Origin of the sequence: Cohnella phaseoli (genome assembly GCF_003386235.1) — a bacterium.
Taxonomy (GTDB): domain Bacteria; phylum Bacillota; class Bacilli; order Paenibacillales; family Paenibacillaceae; genus Cohnella; species Cohnella phaseoli.
Genome location: NZ_QRDZ01000018.1, coordinates 172,771 through 190,762, shown reverse-complemented (window position 1 = coordinate 190,762; position 17,992 = coordinate 172,771). Strand labels below are relative to the sequence as shown.

Genomic DNA, 17,992 nt, shown 5'->3' with positions numbered 1-17,992 from the left:
GATTTGCGGATGACCAAGGTGAAGCAAAAAGTATCCGGCTCATTCCGTACTTGGGAGGGGGCGCATCAATTTGCGCGCGCTCATGGATTTATTTCCACATTGCGCAAACAAGGTCTTCCTGTCCTTCCGTCGCTCATTGCAATTTTCCAAGACAACTTCGCTTTCCCCCAGGGTACCTAAGTAGTAACGAGAAACCACACAAAATGGACGCAGCGCCCCACAAAATCGCGGCATCTGTACGATTCATCGTACAAAATTCACATATTCCACACTTTAGACTTTCTGAATCGCCAATAAGTAAATGACGCCTTGAGCTATGCTCTTGGCGTCTCTTTAGGTGTCACATTTTTACGAAAACAAGATAACAAAGCCTACTGAAATAACCTTCTCAAGCCGCACAAAATCAAGACTTCGTATTCCTGCGCTTCAGATGGTTCTGATAGGACGCGTCCAGCAGCCGCTTCATGCCTTCCTCGAATTCGGCGTCGGAAGCGGCTTTGTCGATCTTGGCGTCGGGAAAACGAATGTCCTTGATCTCCCAGTTGTTGGTAGCCAGATTATGCTTGAAGCCTTGGGCGAGTAGATACTTCCGTCTGCCGTCCTTGTACTCCGGCGCAACCGGCTCGCGCTTCGTCGGCGCCGGCGCTTCCTCCGGCTCCTCCTCGATCGGCTTCGGAGCCGGCTTAATGCCGCGCGCCGCATCCGCCTTCAGCTTCTCGTGCTCGGCCAGCGACATCGGGCGCTCCTGCTTCCTTCCTTTCAGCCAATCCAGATCGTACCGCATTTTCGTATTGATGACGTAAAAGTCTTTGCCTTTGATTTTCTCCTTCGGAATCTCGTCGTACAGCTCCTTGCGCTTCTTGAAGCCTTCGACGACGCGCCGAATCTGCTCCTTCTCCACGTCGATCGGAACGACCTCGTTCCCCGGCATGTAGACGTCGCACATCACCTGCTTAAATAGAAAGTCCCCCAGCTCGGTATCGTAGTAGCTAGTGAACGTAACTGCAATTTCCTTCTTGTTGATTGTAACCTTGTGATTCAAAGATGGTCCTCCTCATAATTTCGGCTCTTTTATCTATTATAGCCAACAGAAAACGAAAGAGCAGCAGCAAATTCATAGAAAACGCTTGCCAAAAGGATGGGAGACTATGTAGAATCAACAAGGAAATTCACGAATGAACAGACGACTATTGGAGGAAACACATTATGAAACGCGAAATCGGGGTTCATGAGCGCCCCCCACTCGGGCAAAGCGTTACGCTGAGCTTGCAGCATTTGTTTGCAATGTTCGGCTCCACGGTGCTTGTCCCGAATCTCCTCGGCGTAGATCCCGCAGTCTGCCTGCTGATGAACGGTATCGGCACGCTGCTGTATCTGTGGATCTGCCAAGGCAAAATTCCCGCCTATCTCGGCTCCAGCTTCGCCTTCATCTCTCCGGCAGGCGCCGTTATCGGCATGTATGCCTCCGAGGGCGACGGCTATGCGGCTGCGCTGGGCGGCTTTATCATCGCAGGCGTAGTGTTCACCTTGGTTGCGATTTTGATTCAATACGCCGGAACCGGCTGGATCAGCGTCGTGTTCCCTCCCGCAGCCATGGGCGCAATCGTCGCCGTTATCGGTCTTGAGCTGATCCCGGTCGCCGCTCAAATGGCGGGATGGATCGCTCCTGCCGGCGATGCCGAATGGAGTATGGACGCAAACACGGTCATCATTTCAGTGGCGACTATGCTGGTCACGATTTTAGGCAACATACTGTTCCGCGGCTTCATGCGGATCATTCCGATTCTGATCGGAATCGTGTTCGGTTACGTGCTTGCCTACGCGATGGGCGAGATCAAATTCGGCTTCCTGGACGAAGCGAGCTGGCTCGACTCTCCGACGTTCACGACACCCGTGTTCCATTGGACGGCCATTCTGACTATCGTGCCTGCGGCGCTTGTCGTCGTAGTCGAGCACGTCGGACATTTGATCGTCACCAGCAACATCGTGAACAAGGATTTGTCCAAAGACCCGGGTCTGCACCGCTCGATGCTTGGCAACGGGCTGTCGACGATGCTGTCCGGATTTGTCGGAGCGACGCCGAACACCACCTACGGGGAAAACATCGGCGTGCTCGCGATGACGCGCGTATACTCCACATTCGTCATCGGAGGAGCTGCGATCATTGCCATCCTGCTCAGCTTCCTCGGCAAATTCTCGTCTCTGATCGCCCACATTCCGGTAGCGGTCATGGGCGGCATCTCGCTGCTGCTGTTCGGAATCATCGCAGCGTCCGGCTTGCGGATGCTCGTCGAATCGAAGGTCGACTACAGCAAGCCGACCAACCTGTTCCTGACCACGATCGTACTCGTCGTCGGCCTGAGCGGACTCAAGATCAAGTCGGGAGACTTCGAGCTGACCGGCATGGCGCTTGCGACGGTCGTCGCTATCGTGTTCAGCCTGCTGTTCAAGCTGTTCGAGATCTCCAAGCTATCCAACGAAAACGAAGATGCGGTCGACACCGCGAAGCATTAAGCGAATCGGATTCTTCACGCCGGAGGGAGCTTTCAGCCCTCCGGCGTTTTTTTTGCGGATGCCCAAGCTGTGGATTTCAGTTAGAATTATGCAGGCGAATTATGGTAATGTAGAAGTGACAGCATTATCCGTATTGTGCCACTTTACGAGCTTATTCGCATCTGCAGGGAGGAAATCTTAGTGAAACTGGACAACATAACCGTGCTAGATTTCGAGACGAGCGGTTTGGACCCGGCACGCGACCGCGTTATCGAGATGGCGGCCATCCGCTGCTACGGCGGAGAGATCGTCAGCCAATTCCAGACGCTGGTCCGCTTCGAAGGAGCGCTGGCGCCGAAAATTACCGAGATCACCGGCCTTACGTCCGCCGATCTCGTTCACGGAATGGACGAAGAAACCGCCTTCCGCATCCTGAACCGGATTATCGGAGACAGCATTATCGTCGCCCATAACGCCCTGTTCGACCTCGGATTTCTGCATCACGCGCTGATGAGATTCGCCAAGCGGTCGTTCAACAACGATTTTCTCGATACGCTGACGATCGCCAGAGAACGGCATACATACCCTCATAATCTTAAAGACATGTGCGACCGCTACGGCATCGTACTGGAAGGCGCGCACCGTTCGCTCAACGATATTATCGCCTGCTGGAAGCTGCTGGAGAAAATGAATGAAGAGAAAAGCGTAGAACCGTCTCTGAATACGCTCGGGTACATGACGAAGTACGGCGTGCCCAAGTGGAGTCCCCTGCAAGCGAATCTCGTACCGGTCGAGATCAAGTACGCTTAACGAAAATAAGCATCCGGAGGATACGGTCGCCCGAATCCTCCGGATGCTTTTCTTACGCAACGCTAATCTTACGTCGATACCGTAGTCGTTGAAGTCGGCACGAAAACGACGGTCTCCAGCACCACCGGCGTATCGCTCAAGATCGAATCTCCTCCGGCTGGCACGGCGATCGCCAGCGATCCCACTCCCGTCGCACCGGGCGTGTACGTGCTGATGCCTTCCATCTGCAGAATGCCGTTTACGTAGACGTTGAAATAACTGTTGTTCGCGTTAAGAGCGGGCAGACTCGCGACCGCCGCGCCCGTATCGTCGAAGAAGCTCGCCGCGTCGATCGTTAAGGTTGCGCCGGCTGCGGTAACTGCGGTCGTCACATAGAAATACCTCGTCGACGCAGGATCTACGGTCGTCGTAGTCGTTGCGCTCACCGCCAGCTTCATCAGTTGCAATGCCATGGATCATCCCTCCTCCGCTTCGTGCTGGACATGCTCTATCCGTTCCTCATATTCTATTCAGAAGAACCCTCGGCGATCGGGCGATTACGATGGTCGAAATCCTATTTTAGGATACTTTGGCGATAAACCCGACAGACTCCAAAATAATCGGCGTACCTGCCAGTATCTTCTGTCCCGTGGACGCGACGGAAACCGATCGGGAATCTACGCGAAAAAGTTGGCCTTCCTGCAGAAGTCCGTTAACGTAGAGATTGAAGTATCCTTCCTGACGATGATCGGGGAACGATTCCGCCGGTTCGCCGCGGTCATCGACGAACCGAGTTGCGGGTATGACCAGCTCTTCCGTCAAGGGAATGTCGTCCGCGGGCAAATAAAAATAGCGTTGGACGATTGGACGAACGCTCACGGTCGGAAGACGCGACTGATCGGCGCCGCTCGTCGGCACCGCGGCCGGCGGAACCGCTCTCCTCCGGCTCAAGCTCTTCCGTTTCCTAAGCGGACGTCGTTTCTTTTTCGCGCGCCCGCGTTTGGACGAGCGTCTGCACAACCGTTTCGTCCGGCAGGAGCATTTTATCCCCGAGCGCCTCCGTCCCCCAGCTATGGCCATTTCCCCACTCCCTTGCTGCAAAAAATCCTCTATTGTCTATAGTACGCAGACGTCTCCTGCCGGAATAGACCATCAACTATAAAGCGAAAAAAAGAGAATCCCCTGAAGAGATTCTCTTCTTTCTGCCCAAAAGTAGGCGTTGGGATTCTCGGCTATTCGGTCCGTATCTCCGCAAAGCGCCTCGTTTCGTTATCGGATTTCACCGATGAATGCCAGGTCGAATCGAGTCCCCGTACAACCTTCCCGGTTTCCGTGAACGACTTCGACCTCGCAACGATGAGGGCCGTCCGGCAGTTCGTCAGCGATCAGAAACAATCTGTACCAGCCCCGATCGGGACACCAATTCGGCCGGTCACGGCCGCTCAGCTGCCACTCCCCTCCGTCCACGCGATAGCGGAATTCGGAGGAGGTTTTGCCGAAATCGAAAGCCATCGCGAGCCCACGGCCGGTAAAAGCGAATTCCAGCTTCGCCCCGACGGCTGAGGTCGTTAGAAGCTGATCGATCCAGCATGAGTTCGAAGAGCGGCGAATCGTCCAGGGGCCCGAGCCTTGAACTTCGTCGAAAGAGAGTCGCTCTACTGTCTCCCATGCAAGAGGCTCCAGCGGAGCCGGCAGCGGAGAGCTCCCGGAAGACTTGGAGACTTCGATAGATAATTCCTTTTCCAAATAGCGAATTACGCTTTGGGCATATGATAAGCTTCCTCGTAGGGTCGGGTGCAGCCCGTCCGGAAGCCACTCCTCCCACTTCATAAATCCTCTGCGGACTTCGTCGAAGGCATGCAGTCCCATCCATACGCTGCCGATTCCGTAATGCTCCGCGATCCTTTCGAATTCCGCGATCGAATCGGGAACCCGGCCGGCTGCCATATCCTCGTACATCTCCTGAAGGTACGTATAGACGAGGACAACCTCGATTCCTTCGGAGAGCAGACGGCGAATAAGACCTTCCCGGGAACGCGCCCTCTTGGAATTAGGTTCGAAATAGTCGTTCACTGCGTATTCGACAAAAACAAGATCGCATCCCCTATCCAGAATATCCCTCTTAGCGCGGAAGACGGCCAAATCGCTTCCCGTTGCGCCAATGCCCGCGTTCTCAACCTTGAACCGGACATCCGCATATGCGTCGACCAGCCATGCGACGACGGCTTCCGGCCAGTTGTGACCCGGCGCCGCATCGGTAATCGAGCCTCCCAAGAAACCTAACGTTACGTTGCCGCTTTGCAATTTTTCCTTGAAGATAGATAAAGGTTTTCGATGGCGTATAACGGTTTGCACGGATTTTCCTCCTTTTTTTCCCTCTATTAAGAGATTACTTATCTTTCTCGTTTCTAGCAATATTAATAGTCGGATAGGCAGGAATTCGACCCGTTTACCGATACTCCTGAATCAGCTGCAGAAAGGCCAGCCCGTATTTCTCGTACTTGGCGGCGCCGACGCCTTTTACGCTGCGCATCTCGCGTTCGGACTCCGGCATCGCCTCGCACATCTCCCGCAGCGTCGCGTCATGAAAGATGACGAACGGCGGCAGCCCCTCGGAATCGGCGATCTGCTTGCGCAGCTGGCGTAGGGCGTTAAACAGCTCCACGTTCGCGACCGGAGCGGACGACCCGCTTCCGCGCGAACGGCTGCGCGAAGCCGGAGGCGTATCCGGTTCGACTTTCTGATAGACGAGCTCTTCGCCGCGCATCACGGCAAGCACAGGCTCCATCAGCTGCACGACCGGATAAGCCGTATCCGACATACGCAAGTAGCCGTCGGCCACAAGCGCGTGGATGAGCTGCACAAGCGGCTTCTCGGCCATATGCTTCAGACGGCCGTAAGACCGGAGCCGATCGAAGTTGAATTGCTTAATCTTCGCGTCGTTCGCGCCTCGAAGCACTTTCGCCGTCAAAGTCACCCCGAAGCGCTGCTTCATCTCGGAGATGCAGGCGAATATAAACTTGGCTTCCTCGGTCACGTCCTTGCTCTCGCGCGTATCCGTGCAATTGCCGCACGTGCCGCAGGCTTGTCCGTTTTCCTCGCCGAAATAGCGCACGATCGCCAGCTGCAGGCAGTCGCCGGTATGCGAATATTGGACCATATCGTTAAGCAGACGGTAATCGTTGCGCTTGCGCTCCTCATCTGCCTCGCTCTGCTCGATAAAAAACTTCTGCGTCACGACGTCCTGCGCCGAGAACAGCAGCACGCACTCGCCCGGATCCCCGTCCCTTCCGGCGCGGCCGGCTTCCTGGTAGTAGGCTTCGAGGTTTTTCGGCATATTGTTATGAATGACATAGCGGACGTTGGACTTGTCGATGCCCATGCCGAAAGCGTTCGTGGCGACGATAATTTGCAGGTCGTCGCGCTGGAACGCCTCCTGCGTCTCGGCGCGCTCCTCCTCGCTTAAACCCGCGTGATATTTGCCGACGGGAACGCCAAGGCCGCGCACGAAAGAATAGACGCTCTCCACTTCGCGGCGCGTGGAAGCATAGATAATGCCCGCCTGATCCGAATGCTCTCTAATATATCTTTCTACGAAATCCCGTTTGTCTGCGCCGCGAACGACCGACATGGCCAGATTGCTTCGCGCATAACCGGTCGTTACCCGCGCAGGATCGCGCAGCTTCAGCCGTTCCACAATGTCGTCCTTAACGACGTCCGTCGCCGTCGCTGTGAACGCGGCCATGACCGGCCGCGGTTCAATGTCCTGCAGCAGCCGGACGATCGTCATGTAGCTCGGGCGAAAATCATGCCCCCATTGCGAGACGCAGTGCGCCTCGTCCACCGCGATCAGCGGCACTTCGAGACGGCGAATCATCGCGCGGAACTGCTCCGATTCGAGCCTTTCCGGGGCGATATAGAGCAGCTTGTAATGGCCTGCGGCCACGTCTCTCATTCTCTTGCTTGTTTCCGAAGCGGAGAGAGAGCTGTTGATATAAGTCGCCTCGATGCCCGCCGCGTTCAGCGAGTCCACCTGATCCTTCATCAGCGAGATCAGCGGAGAGACGACCAGCGTTACGCCGTCCAGCAGCAGCGCCGGAATCTGATAGCAGATCGATTTGCCCGCTCCCGTCGGCATAATGCCGAGCACGTCGCGTCCGTCCAATATCGCTTCGATCAGCCTCTCCTGTCCGGAGCGGAACCGGTCGTAGCCGTAATAGGTTTTCAGCGCATCCAATGCGGCTTGATTCATCTTGCTACCTCCGTTCCGGGAAGCCATGGAGAAGGCTCGCCCGCCCAATAAATATGCAGAATATGCAAAGCACGCGTACATACGGTGTAAAGCAGCTTACGGTCCTTCTCTTGTCCGTAGCGCTTGGAAGAAGCGTCCCAGACGAGCACGGCGTCGAACTCGATTCCTTTGGCCAGATAAGATGGCAGCACCGATACGCCCTTCGGCAGCTCGGCCGAGCCTCCCGTCACCAGCGTCAGAGGCACGTCGTCCGCCAGCATCTCCTTGAGCAGCGCTTCGGCATCCGCGGCCTCGCTTGCCGTTTTCGTAATAACGCCGATCGTCCCGCTGCCTCTTGCCAGCAGCCCTCCGATATCCGCCGACGCGCGGTCGCCAAGCTCCCCGGCATCGGCGCAGGCGATCAAGCGCGGCTGCTCTCCGCTGCGATGGAAAGGCGAAATGTTCGCCGCATCCTCAGGCGTCAAAATACCTTTCGTAAAATCGACGATCTGCTCGGTCGAACGGTAGCTCGTCGTCAGCCGCAATACCGATGTCACTTCGGGAGCCATCAGCCTCGTCCATCCGCCGAAGCCGCCGCTATCCTGCGATTGCACGTAGATCGCCTGGTTGAAATCGCCCAGCACGGTCATCCGCGCCCGCGGATACCGACGGCGCAGGAATGCCGCCTGGAACGGGGAGTAGTCCTGCGCTTCGTCCACGAATACGTGCTGAATGTCGCCCTCGACGCGGCGGAAGCCTTCCAGCGCTTCCGATACGTACATAAGCGGCGTTGCGTCCTCGTGATCGAGCCGCTTGCGCCCGATCGTCTCTTCGACGCGCAGGCTCATCCAATCCCAGCCTTGCGGCAGCTTGCCATCCGGGGCGCATGCGGCAAACACGGGCCGACTCTCGAACAGCACGGAGTAGGTCTCGACGGCGTCGATGAACCGGTAGGAGCGAACCGCTTTGACGATCGGAGCGATCGCCGTCTCGGCGACTTGCCGCTTCAGCCTCAGACTCATCTGCTCCTCGTCGTCGAACACCTCGTCATGAAAACCGCCGCTGCGCCGAACGTCGACGTACGCTCGCTGAATATCCTCCTGATCGACCAGTTCGGCCGCTTCCTCCAGCCACTTCTCGCCCATCTGCGAATCCACCCACGCCTTCAGACGCTGCAGCAGCCAGCGTTTCGTCGTCGCGGCGCGCGTGGCAAAGCCGTCCGACGCTTCAATGGCGTAGAACTGTTCGGCGATCTCCTCGGACGAGGCGACCGTCATATCCCGAAACCGCAGCGTACGGAACTTGATTCCTTCCCGCTCCAGCCGCTTCAAATAATTTTCCACCGTAACGAAAAAATGCTCCGAGCCCTTGTACTTCACCGCACGCTCGCGGGCTTCTCCTTCGGCGGTTCCATCCAGCTCAGCCAGCGCCTCCGTCTGAGCAAACAGATCCTCGACCTCGAACCGGCGCCCCAGCCGGGCTTCGATCAATTCGCGGAACGTCATCTGACGCATGTTCGCTTCTCCCAGATCGGGCAGCACGTGCGAGATGTATCCTTTAAATACGGGATTCGGGGAAAACAAGATGATCTGATCCGGCGTCAACGCATCGCGAAACCGGTATAGCAGATAGGCGATCCGCTGCAGCGCGGCGGACGTCTTGCCGCTTCCCGCCGCTCCTTGCACGACGAGCAGCTTATGTCTCTCATCGCGAATAATGCCGTTCTGCTCCTTCTGGATCGTCGCCACGATGCTTTTCATCGCCGTATCCGAACCTTCAGATAGCACGGCCTGTAAAATCTCGTCCCCGACCGTCTCCGACGTATCGAACATATGCTTCATCAGGCCGCCGCGAATGACGAACTGACGCTTCAGCTCCAGCTCCCCTTCAATTTGCCCGTCAGGCACCCGATAGGCGGCTGGCCCCGGCTCATGATCGTAGAACAGGCTGGACACCGGAGCGCGCCAGTCGTACACGTAGAACGTTTCCCCATCCTCGCCGACCAGGGACGCGCGGCCGATGTAGACGACCTCCGTCCCGCCTCCGCGTTCCGTGAAATCGATACGGGCGAAATACGGCGAATCGAACTGCTTCGTCAGCCGCTCCACCGCCTCCGAGGCGACGCGATGACTGCGCTCGCGCTCGGCCAACACCTCGGCCTGCTGCACGATGCTGGTCCACGTCTCGGCAACCTCGGACGAATCCGAGAAGTTCATCCGCACGTCCTCCCAGAATTCCTGGCGAATGCCGACGACGTCGCCCCGTCTCTCCCCGAGCACGGAAAGCTCCTTGCGCATCCGTCGGCCGACTTGCTCCAATACAGCAAGCAGCCGCTTCTCTTCCTCTTCCCGAGGAGACTCGGAACCGTTCTCCATGCCTTTTTCACTCCTTGCGCGTAAACTTCGTATTCTCTGTTGTAACATGCGATTGCGGCAAACGCAACCTCTCGGGAGCAAAACGAAAGAGACTGAAACGAGAAAGAGGCCATCTCCAAGGATCGCCTCTTACGCTATAACGATAAAACCGAATTAAGGATCGATCGCGACCGAGAACGATTGCTGAGCGTTCGTTCCCAGACTATCCGTGACTCGAATCGTAAAGGTGTAAGTCCCCGCTATAGTCGGCGAGCCCGAAAAAATGCCCGATGAAGTAAACGCCATTCCTGGCGGCAGAGCGCCGCTGGCCAGCGAGAAGGTTCGCGCTCCGACACCGCCCGAGATTTCGAGGGTCTGGGCAGCGTATACGCTCCCTACTTTCCCCTTTGGCAGACTGGTCGTGAAGAATGCAAGCGGATTGGGCGGATCGATCGCGACCGAGAACGATTGCTGAGCGTTTGTTCCCACACTATCCGTGACTCGAATCGTAAAGGTGTAAGTCCCCGCTACAGTCGGCGAGCCCGAAAAAATGCCCGATGAAGTAAACGCCATTCCTGGCGGCAGAGCGCCGCTGGCCAGCGAGAAGGTTCGCGCTCCGACACCGCCCGAAGCCGAGATGGTTTGGAGGGCATATACGTCCCCTATCTTTCCTTTAGGCAGGCTGGCCGCGACGATCTTAAGGGGAGCGACCCCGTTTGTTAACACACTGCCCTTCGTTGGAAACGGCTGAAGGTTCCCCTTGTCGTCTTCGGCAACAACGTAGATATCATAATCCGTTCCGGCCGTCAGACCGGTTAATTGGAGCATCTTCTCCATATTAGCCGCAAAGAGACCTTGCGTGAATGAAAGTGCATAAGCGCCAATGCTGTCTTTGCCGTCCTTCACTTGGGACGCAGATGGCGAAGCTTCGCCGGAGAGAACTGCAAGGGCATAAAGGCGCCCTTGCTCGTTCGCCTTGGCAACGACCTGAACGGCAGTATCCGATTCCACGACCATTTGAGGGTAACCCGGCCAGAAAAATGGCGGTGTCGTATCGCTTGGTTCCGACCAACCGCCTACGCCGGCTTCCGGAACGGAGCTTGAACACCAAGAGGTTTCGCGAATATCCGTACGACCTTCCTCCACGATGCGAACGGAACCTTTAGCCGCGCAGACCTGCAAGCTATCCAAAGCGGAGTCTACGATGTTGATTTGACTCGCACCGCCGTTGACATAGGTTTTGCCGCGCACGATCACGTTTCGGAGAATGACGTTCCCGTCTGTCTTAGCCCCGTCTATAACGAGATCGCCGACTATCAGCCTATTTTGCAGAGTAACTTCTGACGAGTTCACTGTAACGTTTCCTACGATCGAAGGCGTTCCGGAATCGGTTCCGTATACATCCGGTTTATCGTAAGTTATTGAACGTGCTTTTTTCGCATACTGCAAGGCGTTGTTCAAGACCACAACAGCTTCCGCTCTCGTAATCTTATTCACAGGCCGGAACGTACCGTCCGGATAGCCGGAGAGTATGCCTTCGGCGGTTAGCGCGTCGATGGCGGCTTTGCTCCAATCGGCAAAATCCGCAGCATCGTTGAATTTCGCTGCGCCGCCTATGCCCTCCTCCAATCGCAATAGCGTATTCACCATAACCGCGGCTTCTTGGCGACTGATGGGAGAGTTGGGCAGAACCGTACCGTCCTTATACCCCTTAACGTATCCGGCCTGGAAAGCGATAGCGATCTGACCGTATGCCCAGTTGCCGGAAGGAAGGTCGCGGAATGAAATAGCGGCTTTCTCCCGCAACCCGAGCACTCGGTTCGTTAGCGTAATAAACTCCGCTCGCGAAATATTCGTATTGGGCCTGAAGGTCTCGTCCGGATAGCCGGCGATCCATTCCTTCCCCCACCATTCCTGCAGCACTTTCGATGCCCAAGACGACTTCAGGTCGCCAGGAGCGGATTCCCTCGCTTCTGCAAATACCGCATGAAACGAAGCGAATATCAAACATAACGCCAGCGTCGCAACGATCGCTCTTCGGAAAAAATGATCCATAATCATCTTCCTTCCCTGAATAAAGGTGTCCACGCGAGTAGCGAACAACGATATGAATAGGACTTTTCTGCACATTATTCATCAAGATGTACGGAAATTCCTTCATAGCCTGGACGGGATGTTTATTTATTCCAGTCGTTTCGCAACATTTGCATATGGGCAACACCATTTATGCCGGGCGATCGTATGGGAGGAAGGTCTTGCCGAAGCGGTTTTCATTTCCTCCGACGGGGCTATTCAATTTGACGGCCGCATATTTGCTTAAAAAAACAACTCGGTACGGAAATCGATCGTACCGAGTTGCTTGTTTGAAGTTATTTCAGCATCGACTGCATCAGCAGCGCCAATATTTTCGCCGTTTCGGCGCGCGTCGCATGAGCCTGCGGCGCGAACAAGAGTCCGTCTCCGTTCGGAGAAGGCTTGCCGTTAATCAAGCCGGCCTGCTGAGCCGCCCGCAGCGCTCCGGCGGCGAAGCCGGACACCTCGCTCTGATCCGCAAACGCGACCGGCGCGTTATCCTTCGGCAGCGAGTACCCCCTATGCTCGGCGTAGCGGGCTATCAAGGTTACGAACTGCTCGCGGGTGACGTAATCCTTCGGCTTGTACAAGTCTTTGCCGACGCCGCCGGCAATTCCGTTATCCGCAGCCCATGCAACCGCACTGGCATAGTAAGCGCCGGACTCTACGTCGACAAAGCTTGAGGAAGTCCGGCCGCCTGTGTCGGCCCCGGCCATTCTCGCAAGAATAACCATCAGATCGCCGCGCGTCAGCTTGGCCGACGGGGAGAACTTGTCTTCGCCGACGCCCGTCAGCACATTTCTCGCCGCCAAGTAGGTGATCTCGTCCGCAGCGAAATTCGCCGCCGTATCGGCAAAGCTTATCTTGCGGTAGCCTACGGCTATCCGGGAGAATTGCGGTCCGCTGAACTTGACCGTTCCCGTCGCAGGGTCGAATACGCTGTTCGGCGCTACAACAAGCTCGCCCGTACCGGTCACATAGTAAATGACAATCGCGTTAGGATCTTCGTTTGCCGCCGGCTTATACGGCACGGACGCTGCGATCGAGCTTCCGCCGAAGCTTGTAATCTCCTTGCCGCCCGCCGTTACCGCAAAGTCGAAGACCGGTCTGCCGGCGATCGCCGCTGGCGACGCTGCATCCGACTTCTTGATCGATACGGCTACTTCGCCGCCCGATGTGGCCGACGACACCGCGGCCAATGCTTGACGGTCAAAGCTGACCGAGCCGATACCTGCGTCAATCGTAATCCCAGTCACGCCGCTTCCGTCGATCCGGCTCCAAGCCTCGGCAGGAATCCGAACAACAGCTTCTCCCGCTTGGCCTACGCCCTCGGCTTTAAGCCGAAGCTCCGCGCCTGGCCCCGCGTTCTCCAAAGCTTTACCGATTGTCTCTGTTGTAAATATCGCTTCCGCCGCGCCTGAAGCGTTCGTCCGGGCTTGCGCCTCCACGGTCGCCTGCTTCGGATCATTCGTGTTTACAGGCGGTTTTTCATTCGTTGGAGGAGTCGTCGCGCCCGTTCCTCCACCGTTCCCCGTGCCTGGATTCGTACCCGGATTTATTGAGGCTGTCGTTACCGTTACAGTCGCTTGGGCTTCTCCGTAGCCGTCGGCGCTCAGCGCAGTGATGACCGCCGTTCCTGCCGCGCGAGGCGTGACGTTGCCGTTTGCGTCGACCGAGGCGACCGCGGCATTGGAGGAGGACCAGGTAACGGATGTTCCCGCCCCTGCGGCCGGTTCCACCGCTGCGGCGATTTTCGCGGCCGCGCTGCCTGCTCTAAGCGATAAAGTCGTCTTGTCGAGCGTGATCTTCGTCGTGTCCAACTGATAGACGCCCACCGTTCCGCTTACTTCGAAGGCGACAAGCAGCAGCGGCCGTCCTGTCGGGCTGTCGGATGCGGAAATAAATTCGATTCCTTCCGGCCCTGTATCGGTAGCGAGAATCTCCGATTTGGTTAGCGGCGTACCTGGCGTTCCAAAGTTTCTCGTATTCGTGTAATTAACGAAAAACGCGTTAGAAGGATCGGATACGTCGTAGGTCATGATACCCCCGATGCGCTCCAGGCCGACGAATGCCAACGTTTTATTTCCGACTTTTCCGGTTTTGATGTCTTCCGGCTCCGGACCTTTTTTGGAACTGCGGCTGTCCAGATCCAGGTTAACGTGACCGGCGTTAAAATACGGCGCATATTGGCCCGAGGAAGTGATTCGTTCAAAATCGCTGCCGCTATCGTATACCTGTTTTATCGTGTCCGCCTCCCAGATCGAGAAGGAACGGCCGCCGAACAAATAAATATCGTCGTAGCCCATATGACTCAGCACTTCGACTCCGTCATACGTTTTGCCTTTGTCCTGAAGGAAATTAGCGGCATCCGAACCCGCTGTCAGATTGTCCTTGATCGAGCCGATCTTCGTCAGACCGGACCTCGTCAACGTTCCCGTCGCCGGCCATTCGGTCGCATCGCCTTCGTTGGCCGTGAACAGGTAGGTTTTTCCGCCGATCTCGTGAGAAGCCATGCCATCCGGCATATATACTTCTTTAAAAGGGACGTTCTCCAGCTTGATCTGGCCGTCCTTGAGCAAATCCAATACGTTATTCGGATCGTTCAAGTCCTTGAAGCCGAGCGACTTGACCGAAAGCAACGACTTGGCGGCGATATCGATCGTCGCGATGGCGTTATTTTCCTGCAAGGTGACATAGGCTTTCTTGCCGTCTCCGGACAACGCGATATATTCCGGCTCGAAGTCGCGCACCGCATCCGCTTTTGTGCCTGCGCCTACAATCTGCCCCTTACTATCCACATTCGGGCTGCGAATAATGACATCGTCGGCGATGACGGCGGGATTATCGAACTTCACGCGGAAAGATTCTCCCGTTCCCGTATCGACGATCGTGATCGAGCCTTCCGGATCGACGCCACCCGCTCCCAGGCGCGGCTCGCCTTCATCGGCGGTCAGCACGTATTTCCCATCCGCGGTCGATTTAATCATATCCGGCTGAATACCTGCATCGTAATCGTTTAGCAGATTGCCTTCGTAATCCAACATCAGAATTTTTCCGGTTTTGGCGTAATCCTTCTCCTGTACCGAGACGAAAATACGCTTCGTCGCCGTGTTAATGTCAACGCTGGTCAAGTCGCCGTAGACGAAACCGGCAGCTCTCTCGGACAGCTCCTTCACATTCACACTCTTATCCTTTGTCATTTCTCCGCTTGTCGCCAGAGTCACGATATCGAGCGTCGGAGGATTGGCAGAGCCGTTTACGAGATAAAATTTGCCGTTGTCCTTGTTGAATTTGACGATTTCCGCTACGCCGCCGTCCTCGTTGGTCGTGCCTACGGAATAGGAAGAGAGCTTGCGAACTTGCAGTTTCTCTTCATAAACTTTCGCTTCCGGACGCACGCTTAGAGGCAGGACGACGCTGCGCGAATAAGCGGCGTTATCCGTTACCCTGACGGTTACCCTATTCGTGATTGCTTTAGCGTCCGTTATCGTTCCGGCAATAATGCCTGTCGCAGGATCGATGGCCAAGCCTTGCGGCAAGCCTGTCGCAGAGAACGTTAATGGAGCCGTGCCACCGCTTGTGTCTATTGTCGCTGTATAAGGCTCGGCGATCGTCGCTTGCGGCAGAGCCGATGTGACGATCTGCAGATTGTCGAGAGAAGCGTTCACCAATAAAGGATACGTCCCGTATACGGATGCAGTGACGTTGTCCGTTACTCCAATATGAATTGTGGCTGTGCCTGCCGCTGCTGCAATTCCGGTAATTTTGCCGTTGCTGTAGCTCAGACCCGTCGGCAAGCCCGTCACCGAGATGCTGTACGGGGATTGTCCGCCGTATACCAGCCCGAGCACAGAGTATGTATACGGCATATCGACAGTCGCCTCAGGAAGCAGGGCATCCCTCAGTCCCAGCGGTACAGTCCAGATTCCCTCGGCAGAGCTTCTTGGCATATGCGCAGCCAGAAGAGTCGGGTTGGACGCGAGCGCGCTGTAATCGACTTGAACGAAGTCGTTCTTGTTGTTATCCGTGTCGATGAAGCTGACGCGACGGAGCGCTTTTTTCTTCGAGGTGCCTCCTGCTTCGCCCGTCGGATAATCCGTCTCGAATCCGTCGATCGAGCTGCCCTCCTCATTGGCGCCCGTGCCGACCATATCGACATAGCCTGCCGGCCTGTCATCGAACGGATTAACGGCGGTCAAAAGCGTCTGGCTGCTCAACAGCGCGACCTTCATCCCCTTGTTGTTAATAAAATGGTTCGGCGGCCACGCTTGATCGCTGACCGTCAGCATGTTCGTTGGCACTTTGAGCGGTGTTTTCACGATATCTTCCCCAAGCACCAGGTAAGACGAATGCGCCGGGATCGTGCCGGCGAGATCCAGTTTGACCCACGGTTTGCCCGATCCTTCCGCATACTGAAGAGACCAGCCGCTCAGAGTTACGTCGACGTTCGTCGGATTATACAATTCTATAAAACCGTGGGAGAAATAAACGTCGTCGGCTTTCTTTAGCCCGCCCCCATAAATCTGATTGATGATGACGTGAGGCACGGCAACATCATAATTGCCGAGCTCGTCGTATGGCGTGCCCGGAATAATCGCGATCGGCTCTGCTTGAACAGCCGCCACTCCCGTCAATATCGTTCCAGCCAGCATCAAAGATGATAACAGCATGGAAAGACCTTTCCTGCTCCGCTTGAACACCGAATACACTCCTTCTAGGAAGTTATTTTTCCCAGTGTACCGGCTTAGGGTTAACGGAAAAGACCGATTATTGTAAAGCGGGCGTTAAATTTAATAAGCAAGGGGCTGTCTCATAAGTAAAAGAGAGTCGTACGATTGGATGATCGATAGAGAATGTTGTCGTGCATGTATCTCCTTCCGCTGCTATACGATCCCGAAATCCGAATGGGTAAACCCGTTAAGAGGTGATTTCGCGACCGTATGAGGCAGCTCCAGGAGATACATGCACTTCTTCTTAATCGATCATCTTGTACGACCCTACTTATGAGACAGCCCCTTGCGAAGCTTTTATAGAGGCAGAGTGCGCCGTTCTCTTTTCTCGAAATAAACGATTTCCTTATACCCCGTACGTTTGGCAAGCTCGGCGGCTTCGTCGAGCAAAGTTCCGATGTCGTCCGGGTAGTGGGAGTCGGAGCTGAGCGTGATCGGCACCCCGTGTTCATACAGCTTGCTCAACAGGCTTGGGCTCGGACACATTTCCTTGACCGGATAGCGGTAGGCAAGCCCCGTATTGATCTCCGAAGCCACGCCTGCTCGCTTCAACGCCGCCGCGACGTCGTCGTACAGGTCGATCATCAGACTCTCGTCGGGTCGGTAGTTAAACACCTTCAAATTGTCGAGATGCGCGATCATATCGAATAGCCCGGAATTGGCCGCAGCTTTGACATGCTCGAACAAGTACTTATAAAGATCTAGCAAGTCCTTGCTCTCGTAAATCTCCTTCACTTCCGGATTATCGAAGCCCCAGCCGTCCAGGAAATGGACGCTGCCGATGACGTAATCCAGCTCATAGCGATCCAACAGCTCCTTCAGCTCAGCCTCTCCTCCGGGAAAATAATCGGCCTCTACGCCAACGGACAACGGAAATCCCTTAGCTTGCATTTTGCGCGCCGCGCCCAGAAAATCCTCGATCGAGCACATCCTCACCCTGTCAAACCAATAACGCTGCAGACGCCCCAGCTCGCTGTCGTCCATCAGAATGTATTTCTCATAGTAGCCCCGGAACTCCTCGAACCGATACAGATGATCCACCATGCCAAACCGCTCGATGCCTTTTTTCCGGCCTTCGATAAAGTAGGCTTCCAACCATCGCTCCGTAAAACAGCCCTCGTCAAGCCGGTTTTTCAGCCGCTCCGCCTGATGCTCCATCCACTGCAGCGTATTCCGTTCCCCGACCGGCTTCGGCTCCCCCGGTACGACCTCCAGCGCTTTAGCCGTTCTCTGCAGCCAATTAAATGAATAAGGCCCTTCCTCTAGATGAAAATGGAAATCTACTTTCATGGCTCTCCTCCTCGTCTGCGACTTCCACTGTT

General features: G+C 55.8%; 11 protein-coding genes and 1 pseudogene. 3 read left to right on the top strand and 9 right to left on the bottom strand.

Annotation, left to right across the window (positions count from 1 at the left end):
* Nucleotides 1-180: pseudogene (locus tag DFP98_RS39480) on the top strand (hypothetical protein); the annotation flags it as partial.
* Between the two features lie 223 nt (nt 181-403).
* Here the strand turns inward: DFP98_RS39480 and DFP98_RS22040 are convergent.
* Complete coding sequence (locus tag DFP98_RS22040; RefSeq protein WP_116062768.1) at nt 404-1,042, bottom strand: hypothetical protein; 639 nt, start codon at nt 1,040-1,042, stop codon at nt 404-406.
* 164 nt (nt 1,043-1,206) lie between these two features.
* On the opposite strand from DFP98_RS22040, the gene uraA reads away from it, so the two are divergent.
* The gene (gene uraA, locus DFP98_RS22035) at nt 1,207-2,514 is read left to right on the top strand and encodes a uracil permease (protein WP_116062767.1); all 1,308 of its coding nucleotides are present in this window, start codon (nt 1,207-1,209) and stop codon (nt 2,512-2,514) included.
* 180 nt (nt 2,515-2,694) lie between these two features.
* Entirely contained in the window at nt 2,695-3,303 is a 609-nt protein-coding gene (locus tag DFP98_RS22030) for a 3'-5' exonuclease (protein WP_116062766.1), read from the top strand.
* A 68-nt stretch (nt 3,304-3,371) separates the two neighbouring features.
* Here the strand turns inward: DFP98_RS22030 and DFP98_RS22025 are convergent, their stop codons facing one another.
* From DFP98_RS22025 to DFP98_RS21990, 8 genes are all read right to left on the bottom strand, one after another.
* On the bottom strand, nt 3,372-3,755 hold the full coding sequence (locus DFP98_RS22025; protein ID WP_116062765.1) for a DUF4183 domain-containing protein: 384 nt from the start codon (nt 3,753-3,755) through the stop codon (nt 3,372-3,374).
* Between the two features lie 106 nt (nt 3,756-3,861).
* On the bottom strand, nt 3,862-4,233 hold the full coding sequence (locus DFP98_RS22020) for a DUF4183 domain-containing protein (protein ID WP_181917855.1): 372 nt from the start codon (nt 4,231-4,233) through the stop codon (nt 3,862-3,864).
* 318 nt (nt 4,234-4,551) lie between these two features.
* Entirely contained in the window at nt 4,552-5,637 is a 1,086-nt protein-coding gene (locus tag DFP98_RS22015) for an SGNH/GDSL hydrolase family protein (RefSeq protein ID WP_181917853.1), read from the bottom strand.
* 94 nt (nt 5,638-5,731) lie between these two features.
* Nucleotides 5,732-7,534, bottom strand: a complete 1,803-nt coding sequence (gene recQ / locus DFP98_RS22010; protein WP_116062762.1) for a DNA helicase RecQ — start codon at nt 7,532-7,534, stop codon at nt 5,732-5,734.
* Nucleotides 7,531-9,888 carry an RNA polymerase recycling motor HelD gene (gene helD / locus DFP98_RS22005; RefSeq protein ID WP_116062761.1) on the bottom strand — a complete coding sequence of 786 codons (2,358 nt, stop codon included), beginning with the start codon at nt 9,886-9,888 and terminating at the stop codon, nt 7,531-7,533. Before helD ends, recQ begins: the two co-directional genes overlap by 4 nt.
* 153 nt (nt 9,889-10,041) lie before the next feature.
* On the bottom strand, nt 10,042-11,922 hold the full coding sequence (locus tag DFP98_RS22000; protein WP_181917852.1) for an S-layer homology domain-containing protein: 1,881 nt from the start codon (nt 11,920-11,922) through the stop codon (nt 10,042-10,044).
* 314 nt (nt 11,923-12,236) lie between these two features.
* Nucleotides 12,237-16,610: a choice-of-anchor I family protein gene (locus tag DFP98_RS21995; RefSeq protein ID WP_147310260.1), complete on the bottom strand. Its 4,374-nt coding sequence runs from the start codon at nt 16,608-16,610 to the stop codon at nt 12,237-12,239.
* Nucleotides 16,611-16,967: 357 nt separating this feature from the next.
* On the bottom strand, nt 16,968-17,960 hold the full coding sequence (locus DFP98_RS21990; protein WP_116062758.1) for a histidinol-phosphatase HisJ family protein: 993 nt from the start codon (nt 17,958-17,960) through the stop codon (nt 16,968-16,970).
* Between the last annotated feature and the right edge of the window lie 32 nt (nt 17,961-17,992).

Coding starts and splice junctions, on each gene's coding strand:
- DFP98_RS22000 (WP_181917852.1), bottom strand. CDS start 11,922: ATGGATCATTTTTTCCGAAGAGCGATCGTTGCGACGCTGGCGTTATGT.
- DFP98_RS21990 (WP_116062758.1), bottom strand. CDS start 17,960: ATGAAAGTAGATTTCCATTTTCATCTAGAGGAAGGGCCTTATTCATTT.
- uraA (WP_116062767.1), top strand. CDS start 1,207: ATGAAACGCGAAATCGGGGTTCATGAGCGCCCCCCACTCGGGCAAAGC.
- recQ (WP_116062762.1), bottom strand. CDS start 7,534: ATGAATCAAGCCGCATTGGATGCGCTGAAAACCTATTACGGCTACGAC.
- helD (WP_116062761.1), bottom strand. CDS start 9,888: ATGGAGAACGGTTCCGAGTCTCCTCGGGAAGAGGAAGAGAAGCGGCTG.
- DFP98_RS21995 (WP_147310260.1), bottom strand. CDS start 16,610: ATGCTGTTATCATCTTTGATGCTGGCTGGAACGATATTGACGGGAGTG.
- DFP98_RS22025 (WP_116062765.1), bottom strand. CDS start 3,755: ATGGCATTGCAACTGATGAAGCTGGCGGTGAGCGCAACGACTACGACG.